The organism is Psychrobacillus antarcticus, assembly GCF_029533155.1.
Classification (GTDB): domain Bacteria; phylum Bacillota; class Bacilli; order Bacillales_A; family Planococcaceae; genus Psychrobacillus; species Psychrobacillus antarcticus.
The window spans coordinates 1-8,912 of the sequence record NZ_JAIZDB010000054.1; the positions used below are offsets into that span (position 1 = coordinate 1).

An 8,912-nucleotide genomic window follows, 5' to 3' on the forward strand; every position below is an offset into this window, starting at 1 on the left:
TGTTGATGTTCGTTAAAAAGTATTTTACTCATAATGTTTTCTCCCGTTCAAAGTTTGTAAATTTTAGTATAACGGGGTTTTGAAAAAGAAAAAACCCTGAATAGCTACACTTTTTATAAAGTGTCTACTATTCGGGGTTCAGTTCACTTTGCATCAATAGGTCTTCTTATATTAAAGCGGGTGAAGAGAATCGAACTCTCATCATCAGCTTGGAAGGCTGAGGTTTTACCACTAAACTACACCCGCATAATATGGTGGCTCAGGACGGAATCGAACCGCCGACACAAGGATTTTCAGTCCTTTGCTCTACCGACTGAGCTACTGAGCCACATCAGTTTGCACTAAGCTACGCATCTCTTCGTCAACTTCAGTCGTTCAATCAGTCACGTACTTTAGTACGCTCCTTCTTTCACTCGTTAGTTTCCTTGACCTGCTTGCTTATCAACAAACTTAAATAAAAATGCAAAAAAAAAATGGCGGTCCCGACCGGGATCGAACCGGCGATCTCCTGCGTGACAGGCAGGCATGTTAACCGCTACACCACGGGACCATTTGGTTGCGGGGACAGGATTTGAACCTGCGACCTTCGGGTTATGAGCCCGACGAGCTACCACTGCTCCACCCCGCGACGTTAAAAATACTAACAATCATTATAATACTACGCTCGCAATATGTAGTACACCTGCTTTGGTTGCACCTGCATCGGTGTTAATCGCTTTCTTCGTGAAGCGACTTGCTCCACACGCGACAATAAAATACTAACAAACACCATAATACTAATACAACTACTAACAATAAAATAAAAATGGAGGAGGAAGAGGGATTCGAACCCCCGCGCGGTCTGACCCGCCTGTCGGTTTTCAAGACCGATCCCTTCAGCCGAACTTGGGTATTCCTCCAAAGTTTAAAAATAGATTGGATGATTTCATCCGAATCATTTGCGACTTTTATATTATATAACAATATCGTCCGGAAATGCAATGCTTTTTTGAAGAAAATTTAAATTAGTTTTAAAAGAGGAGGATATTATTAGGTTTTTGGCTTATTAATTCCGAAATTACCGCTAACCTAAGGTAATATAATTTACTTTCTCGTTATTTCATAAACGTAAACATACACTTCTACTTTTGGGACATCCTAAGGAAAAGTAATATGAGGTGATGGAAATGATTATAGAAAAGTCATCGGAATGGGCAGAGGGCTTGACTAAACGCTTAGAAAGTATTGAACCGTGGGATAATTGGACACTTTATAATATGAGCTATGATGTTGCAAAAAATAATTTAATAACTGAATTTACAGGTCTTCAATGTCCTAAGTATTTGACCAATTTAAAACCCCTCGAACATCAACTGAGAGTTGCGGAAACAGTTATTGAAAGAATGAATGGAAAAGCAATTTTGGCTGATGAGGTGGGACTTGGTAAAACAATTGAAGCTGGATTGATATTGAAAGAATATCTGGTTCGTGGATTAGTAAAGAAGGCTTTAATTTTAGCTCCCGCTTCACTTATCAATCAATGGGTGGAGGAGATGCATTATAAATTTTATATACCGGCTGTTCCTTATAAGAAAAATACCCCATTAGACCATTGTGACGTTGTCGTTCTAAGTATGGATACTGCGAAAAAGAGTCCACATAGAGAACTTATTTTCGCGCAGGATTATGACATGATTATTATTGATGAAGCGCACAAGCTTAAAAACCACAAAACTAAAATCTACGAATTTGTTCAAAGTCTAAAAAAGAAATTTTGCTTGCTGTTAACGGCTACCCCTGTTCAAAATGATGTGTTTGAATTATTTAATCTTATTTCTTTACTAAAACCCGGACATCTTGGAAATTATGAGGCGTTTCAATCCGCGTTCTCTGCAAGTAAACATGATGTGGAGCATGATGACTACTTGAAGGAGTTAGTAAACCAGGTAATGGTTCGAAATCGTAGACAGGATACAGGAATTGAGTGGACAAATCGCCAAGTAAATATTATTCCTATCCAGTTTACAGAAGAGGAAAAAGAAGTGTACGAAATGATAGTAGACCTAAAAAATATCTCGCCTGTTTTTTCAGGGGCCTTTTCGATGATTACACTTCAAAAAGAAATGTGTAGTAGCAAGGAGGCTACATTCCTTACGTTAAATAAAATGAGGCAAAATTGTATAAATCCCGAGGAAAATGCTTCTGTAGAAATTGTTATGCAAAAATTAATGGCATTAGAAATAAACTCAAAAGCAGAGAAAGCATACGAAATAATCGCTAAAGCTAAGGATAAAGTAATCATTTTTACTGAGTATAAAGCAAGTCAAGCATACTTGCAGTGGTATTTACACACAAAAGGTATTACGAGTGTGCTTTTTAATGGGAAGTTCAATAAAAACAAGCGGGATTATATGAAGCATTTATTCAAAGAGCATGCGCAAGTGTTGATAGCCACAGAATCAGGTGGGGAAGGGATTAACCTTCAATTTTGTCATCATGTGATCAATTATGATTTGCCTTGGAACCCGATGAAGTTGGAACAACGTATAGGACGTGTGCACCGACTAGGGCAAGAACATGACGTTCATATTTATAATTTGGCCATTGATAACACGATTGAAATAGATATATTGCAGCTACTATATAAAAAAATTGATGTTTTTGAAAAAGTTGTAGGTGATTTAGATGATATATTGTCCGCTTTTAAACAAACAATATAAAAAGGGACATGTAAAGGAGGATTTTAATGTATCCGCAACAGGTTCAACATTACTTACGAACGTTTTTCTCCGAAAATAATTGTCGGTTTGTCAATGATACGGATCACTATCTTACGGTTCAGCTGACGATTGATATGGATAAGCGAATTATGAATAGGCCTTATTATTGGCAGTACGTAGAAAGCACTGGTGGAGTACCTAGTCCGGCACAGCTGACATTAATAACGGACCAAACAAAGCTGAAAGAAAATATTAAGGGAGAATTGGTGCATTTTGGTTCTCCTCGATTGAGTCAACTCTTCCAAGTAACGTATGAAATGGGTTCTTTTATTCAAATGTTTGAGCAGGTAGTAGAGGAGAATAACCGTCCGATACTAACACCGTGGCTGGAGGTGAATTATAAAGTTTCTTATTACAGTAATCATACAAAAGAAATGCTTCATTCCCTTGGACTTAATTTGATGAATGGTAAGATAATAACGGACTTTCATGCCTCTTTAAGTGAGGTGAATATTTCCCCTATAATTCCAAAAAATGCGTTTTTATTGCCTTATATCATAAAACCAGCTCGTGGTTTAGAGCGGTTAGATGGAGTAATTGAAAATCTCATTCAGCAGGATGATCATTCGTGGGCTGATCAGGCAAAAAAAAGGTGGGAGCGAGATATACGGGTATTAGAATTCTTCTATGAGGGTGTAGAAGAAAGACCGGAAAGCTATGAGATGGAGAAAAAAGCATTACAACAACAGTACGAAGCAAGAATAAAGATTGAAATTATAAATGGTGGCCTCTTTTATTTAAAATAGAAATTTTTATTAAACCCATCCTAAGCCATGCTTAAGGTGGGTTTCGTTTTATTTTGTTCTATAAAGGGTGTAAGTGGTGTTGTATGATAATAGAATATACTTCCCCATAATTGAGCGAAGAGAGGAATAGGTTATATATGCCATTAGAAATCATTCGAAACGACATTACCAAAATGGACGTAGATGTGATTGTGAATGCAGCGAATACGGCACTTCTTGTTGGTGGAGGGGTGTGTGGTGCTATATTCCAAGCCGCTGGTGTTCAGGAACTTCAGAGTGCTTGTTACAAAATTGGCTTTTGTGACACGGGGCAATCCGTGATGACAGATGGTTTTCAGTTACAGGCAAAGAAAATCATTCATACAGTAGGTCCTATATGGAAAGATGGACAACATAATGAGGAAGCGCTATTAAGTGCATGTTATACGAATTCGTTGACCCTAGCAGCTTCCCATAATTATGATTCTATTGCTTTCCCACTAATATCCACTGGTATTTATGGATATCCAAAGGGCGAGGCACTCCAGGTCGCGATTTCGGCAATTAGCTCGTTTTTAATGGATAATGAAATGCAAGTATATCTAGTTGTTTTTGACAAGAAATCATTTAAAATAAGTGCAAAATTATTTGTTTCTATACATGAATATATTGATGAATATTATGTAGAGGAAATTGGAGAGCGTTTTCAACGTGGTCGGCTACAGGAATCATTAGAATTACCTCTTATTTTAGAAGCAGAGAGCATGAAGTCGACTAAAAGAAATTTGGAAGATGTTATGAAACAATTAGGAGAGTCATTTTCAGAGAGATTATTTCGATTGATTGATGAAAAAGGAATGTCAGATGTAGAAACATATAAAAAAGCAAATATAGATCGTCGTCTATTCTCTAAAATTCGAAATAGCCCTAACTATACGCCGCTGAAAAAAACAGTCGTCGCATTTGCAATTGCATTAGAGCTGAACTTAGATGAAACAATGGATCTCTTATCGAAAGCGGGCTATACGTTATCTCATAGCAGTAAGTTCGACCTGATCGTTGAATTTTTTATAGAGGAAGAAAACTATAATATTTATGAAATCAATGAAGCCTTGTTTGCCTTTAAACAAGTGTTATTGGGAGCGTAAATGTCGCTTTTCAAGCGACCAATAGAGTCGTCAAATTAGTTATTCTAAATTTGTAGAGAAACATACAAATGGAGGATGATTAAGATGAAAAAGGATTTAACGGAATTAGTTTTTGTAATGGATAAAAGTGGTTCGATGGCAGGCTTAGAAACGGATACAATAGGCGGATTTAATGCGATGCTTGCTAAGCAGAAAAAGGAACAGGGTGAAGCGAATGTGACGACTGTTCTGTTTAATCATCATGCAGAGCTGCTCCATGATCGTATTCCTGTACAGGGTGTTACACCAATGACAGACAAAGAATACGAGGTTAGCGGGACTACAGCGTTATTAGATGCAATTGGAATGGCAATCCAAAAAATCGCAAACTCTCAAAAAAGAACAAGTGCCGAACACCAAGCAAGTAAAGTATTGTTCGTCATCACTACAGATGGACATGAGAATGCTAGTAGTGAGTACAACTACGAGAAAATCAAGTTGCTCATTGCTCGTCAAAAAGAAAAGTTTGGCTGGGGATTTATCTTTCTTGGTGCCAATATAGATGCAATTTCAACTGCTGCACAGTTTGGTATTGACGAGGATTTTGCTGTGGAATATCATGCGGATATAGAAGGTACACGCTTAAATTATGAAGCAGTCAGTGAAGCGGTGACTTCTTATCGCAAAGGTGAAAAAATAAATCGTACATGGAAACAAGGAATAGAAGCGGATAATAATCGCCGTGGGGAATCATCTAGATAATACTAAAAGTCGGCATCTACTATAGGATGCCGGTTTTTAGTATGTTGTTTTTCTTATAATATGCGAGCGCACACTAATTAATTTTCTTTAATCACGAGAGTGGACTTTTTCTCCTTGAACCCAAACTTCTAAGATGTTTTCCGGTCGTACAAGATATATTATTTTTTGAAAGACGTCTTGTAAATCTTCGTTAGAATCATATAGTGGAAGGTTTGTTGTGTCTATAATTTGTGCATCCCAACTATAATTTTCAGTTAAACGACCAACAGGGAGGCTTAGACTTTTCCCTCCACCTGCAGTAGCGAGGTAAAATGCTTCGTTAACTGTGATACGTGAACCAGGAACTCCGCGCTGCTCTGCTGGTAGTTTTGTATTGACTCCATCCTCTAGCATTCTAGAGGAAATTACCGATTGTTTTACATTATCGTAAAGACTAGGGGAAAAACCGCCTGAAATATCTGTCCCTAATCCGATTTCTACACCTTTTGAATGGAAGTGTGCGATAGGGATAACGCTATTAGCAAAGTAGGCATTGGAAATAGGGCAATGAGCTATGGCAGTTCCTGTTTCAGCAAATAACTCAGCATCCTCATCACTTAGGAAATTACAATGAGCCATCACGGATTTATCACTCAACAGACCGAAATCGTGTAAAGCGAATGCATCATTTTTCTTGTACCGTTCTTGCACATACCCATGCTCCCAGTCGCTTTCGCTACAATGAGATTGAATATGTGTATTATGTTTAGCGGCGAGATCTCCTAAACCCTGTAATGCCTCATCGGAACAGCTTGGTATAAAGCGTGGCGTAACTACCGGATATACCCCTTGCTTAGCATTCTTACCTATTGCTTTAACGGCTAATATGAATTCTTCTGTATCTGCTAGAGCAGTCTGAGTATTTTCGTCTCTATAGTACTCTGGTGTTAAATCTGGATTATCCATGACCACTTTTCCAACGAGTCCACGCTGTCCCTTATCCGCGCATATTTGTGCGAGTAAAATACTTGCCTCTTTATGTACGGTAGCAAAATATAAAACGGTCGTCGTTCCGTTTGCCAGGAGGGTACTAACTACATCCTGATACACCTTTTGAGCGAAGTCTATATCGGAAAACTTAGATTCAATTGGGAATGTATATGTATTTAACCAATCATTTAGTGGGATATCGAGTGCAGTTCCAGCCTGTGCCCATTGTGGAGCATGAACATGCAAATCGACAAATCCTGGCAAGAAATATTGATGATCTTCTAATTGATGAAAATTTTCTTTTCCTTGATAGAACCTTACTATATTTGGATATTCTGTATCTTCGGGTGCAATAATTTTTTCTATCATACCATCTGCATTCACAAAAAAGAGATGGTCTTTTAATATTTGTACTTCTTTTGGAGATTGACTAGTAAAAGCTGTACCTAGAAAAACATGTGCATATTCTTTCATAAAATCCACTTCTCTTTCGATTAATTAAGCTTATTGTACCAAAAAAATTAATCCATTACTCACATTAAATAGCACAGAAAAGTATCTGTGCTATTCTTTATTCGTATAAGGTATCCTGTATCAAACCATCTTCCTTGTAAATGGTGAGTATTCCGTTTTGTTCATTCACATATGGTTTCGCTATTTGAAGTAAGTCCTTTTTCTTTTGATCTACTAAAATGGCACGTTTACCTTCTACCCTCCTTAGTTGTTTTTAGGCTCTGAAACGTTTTATGAATCATAACTAGCTATTTTGGACAATCTAAGTGGTGAAGGGGAGGGAGTCTGTTGGGATATCCAAAAAGTTCTAGGATACATACTATCTTATTTGCTATCGTTATCCTCGTTTTAATTTGGTCAGCAATCAATCCATTAGATTATTTAGATTGGTTAGCCGAAGTTAGTCCAGGAGTAGTTATTATTATCATACTTGCCTTAGCCTATAAAAAGTTTCGATTTACCACGCTTTCATACTTTATCGTCGCCTTTTTATGCATTCTTACATTTATAGGAGGTCATTATATACATATTCTGAGGTTCCATTGTTTAATTGGATCAAGGATGAATTTGACTTAAAGCGAAACAATTATGACCGAATGGGGCATTTTTTTAAAGGTTTCTCTGCGATTGTAGTAAGAGAGTTATTATTACGTCTTACCCCATTATCAAAAGGAGCTTGGCTGTTTGGAATCACGACAAGTATCGTCTTATCCATTGCAGCTTTATACGAAATTATTGAATGGTTAAGTACGAAAATTGCGAAAGGTGGCAAGGTTTCTAAAGAATTTTTAGGTATGCAAGGGGATCAGTGGGATGCTCAATGGGATATGGCGTTAGCCTTCACTGGTTGTGTTATCGTCTTACTTATCTTATCCAAATGGCATGATAAGTTACTGAAGAAGTAATATTACAATTGTTGCATTATGTCGAATCCTGTCACTTAAATGTTATTTCATCCTAATGAGATTGCAATGGTTCTGTCATCTATTGGTGGTATGATGAATTTCGTTAGTGAAAAGGAGGAAATTCATTTTATGAAAAAACACATTATTGCACTAACCGCAATTGCAACACTATCAGTAGGAGCGGCAGGGCAAGCATCTGCTTCAAGCGTTCATACGGTAGAAAAAGGAGATACACTTTGGTCTATTTCTCAAGCGGAGAATGTTAGTGTACAAAACTTACAGCAATGGAACGATCTCAGTTCAACCGTTATATATCCATCTCAACAATTAAAAGTGGAGGATGCTCTACAAACATATGTTGTAGTTTCAGGAGATACATTATTTAATATTGCAGAAAAGCATAATATGACTGTAGAACAATTGATGGCGAACAATCAGCTAACTAATGATTTAATCATACCTGGAGATAAATTAGTGTTGGAAGGATCAAAGGTTATACAGCCCAAGGTAAGTGCAGCTACTACAACAACCACTACTACATCTAATGCTCCAGCTTCGGTGACTAAATCGGCTGCAGTCACGCAAGAGTTAACAATGGATGCTTCTGCTTATACAGCCTCATGCGCGGGGTGTTCGGGAATCACAGCAACTGGTATTAATCTGTTAGAGAACCCGAACCAAAAAGTTATTTCTGTGGATCCTAGTGTAATTCCACTAGGTTCAAAAGTATGGGTAGAGGGTTATGGAGAAGCAATTGCAGGTGATACTGGCGGTGCTATAAAAGGAAATAAAATAGATGTTTTCATCCCATCAAAACAAGATGCACTCAATTGGGGACGCAAAACAGTCACAGTTAAAATATTAAATTAATCGGGAACAAATAGAGAGACCCAGCGAAGTTAGATTCGCTGGGTCTCTTTTTGAAAGAAAGTATATAAAAATACAGCATAAACAAAGGTTTAATAGTAGTTTTAAGAATGATTAATACTACTGATTTCCGTTGCTGTAGTGACCCCCAAAAGTTAGACACGATTATTTTGTTAAGCAGTTTGCTCAAAAGCAGTACGGTATTCTACCGGAGTCATTTTGAATTTAGACTTCAATCTTTTATGATTATAATACTCTAGATAATTTTGGAGTTCTTGTTTAAAA

7 protein-coding genes, 5 tRNA genes and 1 pseudogene are annotated in these 8,912 nt (G+C 37.4%); 6 read left to right on the forward strand and 7 right to left on the reverse strand.

Annotated features, from left to right (window positions below):
• Positions 1-175 precede the first annotated feature (175 nt).
• The 5 genes from LDK52_RS19520 to LDK52_RS19540 all read right to left on the reverse strand — a co-directional run bounded on the left by LDK52_RS19520 (position 176) and on the right by LDK52_RS19540 (position 899).
• A tRNA-Gly gene (locus LDK52_RS19520) sits at positions 176-246 on the reverse strand.
• A gap of 6 nt (positions 247-252) precedes the next feature.
• Positions 253-328, reverse strand: a tRNA-Phe gene (locus tag LDK52_RS19525).
• 146 nt (positions 329-474) lie between these two features.
• A tRNA-Asp gene (locus LDK52_RS19530) sits at positions 475-550 on the reverse strand.
• Between the two features lie 3 nt (positions 551-553).
• A tRNA-Met gene (locus LDK52_RS19535) sits at positions 554-628 on the reverse strand.
• A 178-nt stretch (positions 629-806) separates the two neighbouring features.
• Positions 807-899, reverse strand: a tRNA-Ser gene (locus tag LDK52_RS19540).
• Positions 900-1,160: 261 nt separating this feature from the next.
• Here LDK52_RS19540 and LDK52_RS19545 point away from each other — a divergent pair.
• The 4 genes from LDK52_RS19545 (at position 1,161) to LDK52_RS19560 (ending at position 5,373) form a co-directional block, all read left to right on the forward strand.
• Positions 1,161-2,699 (forward strand): DEAD/DEAH box helicase, encoded by a 1,539-nt coding sequence (locus LDK52_RS19545; RefSeq protein ID WP_407081842.1) that lies wholly within the window; start codon positions 1,161-1,163, stop codon positions 2,697-2,699.
• 26 nt (positions 2,700-2,725) lie between these two features.
• Positions 2,726-3,505 carry a YqhG family protein gene (locus tag LDK52_RS19550; protein WP_277587586.1) on the forward strand — a complete coding sequence of 260 codons (780 nt, stop codon included), beginning with the start codon at positions 2,726-2,728 and terminating at the stop codon, positions 3,503-3,505.
• A 137-nt stretch (positions 3,506-3,642) separates the two neighbouring features.
• Positions 3,643-4,632: a macro domain-containing protein gene (locus tag LDK52_RS19555; protein WP_277587587.1), complete on the forward strand. Its 990-nt coding sequence runs from the start codon at positions 3,643-3,645 to the stop codon at positions 4,630-4,632.
• Positions 4,633-4,716: 84 nt separating this feature from the next.
• Complete coding sequence (locus LDK52_RS19560; protein ID WP_277587588.1) at positions 4,717-5,373, forward strand: vWA domain-containing protein; 657 nt, start codon at positions 4,717-4,719, stop codon at positions 5,371-5,373.
• Positions 5,374-5,460: 87 nt separating this feature from the next.
• On the opposite strand, the gene guaD is transcribed toward LDK52_RS19560, so the two are convergent.
• The gene (guaD, locus tag LDK52_RS19565; RefSeq protein ID WP_277587589.1) at positions 5,461-6,816 is read right to left on the reverse strand and encodes a guanine deaminase; all 1,356 of its coding nucleotides are present in this window, start codon (positions 6,814-6,816) and stop codon (positions 5,461-5,463) included.
• 327 nt (positions 6,817-7,143) lie between these two features.
• Here guaD and LDK52_RS19570 point away from each other — a divergent pair.
• A pseudogene (locus tag LDK52_RS19570) lies at positions 7,144-7,760 on the forward strand (DUF2238 domain-containing protein).
• 129 nt (positions 7,761-7,889) lie between these two features.
• Entirely contained in the window at positions 7,890-8,630 is a 741-nt protein-coding gene (locus LDK52_RS19575) for a LysM peptidoglycan-binding and 3D domain-containing protein (protein ID WP_277587590.1), read from the forward strand.
• A gap of 170 nt (positions 8,631-8,800) precedes the next feature.
• Here the strand turns inward: LDK52_RS19575 and LDK52_RS19580 are convergent.
• The coding region (locus LDK52_RS19580) for an IS3 family transposase (RefSeq protein ID WP_277587591.1) at positions 8,801-8,912 on the reverse strand (112 nt) is incomplete at its 5' end.

Excerpts from the sequence above, each read along its gene's own strand:
- LDK52_RS19560 (WP_277587588.1), top strand. The coding sequence starts at position 4,717 with ATGAAAAAGGATTTAACGGAATTAGTTTTTGTAATGGATAAAAGTGGT.
- LDK52_RS19575 (WP_277587590.1), top strand. The coding sequence starts at position 7,890 with ATGAAAAAACACATTATTGCACTAACCGCAATTGCAACACTATCAGTA.
- LDK52_RS19545 (WP_407081842.1), top strand. The coding sequence starts at position 1,161 with ATGGAAATGATTATAGAAAAGTCATCGGAATGGGCAGAGGGCTTGACT.
- guaD (WP_277587589.1), bottom strand. The coding sequence starts at position 6,816 with ATGAAAGAATATGCACATGTTTTTCTAGGTACAGCTTTTACTAGTCAA.
- LDK52_RS19550 (WP_277587586.1), top strand. The coding sequence starts at position 2,726 with ATGTATCCGCAACAGGTTCAACATTACTTACGAACGTTTTTCTCCGAA.
- LDK52_RS19555 (WP_277587587.1), top strand. The coding sequence starts at position 3,643 with ATGCCATTAGAAATCATTCGAAACGACATTACCAAAATGGACGTAGAT.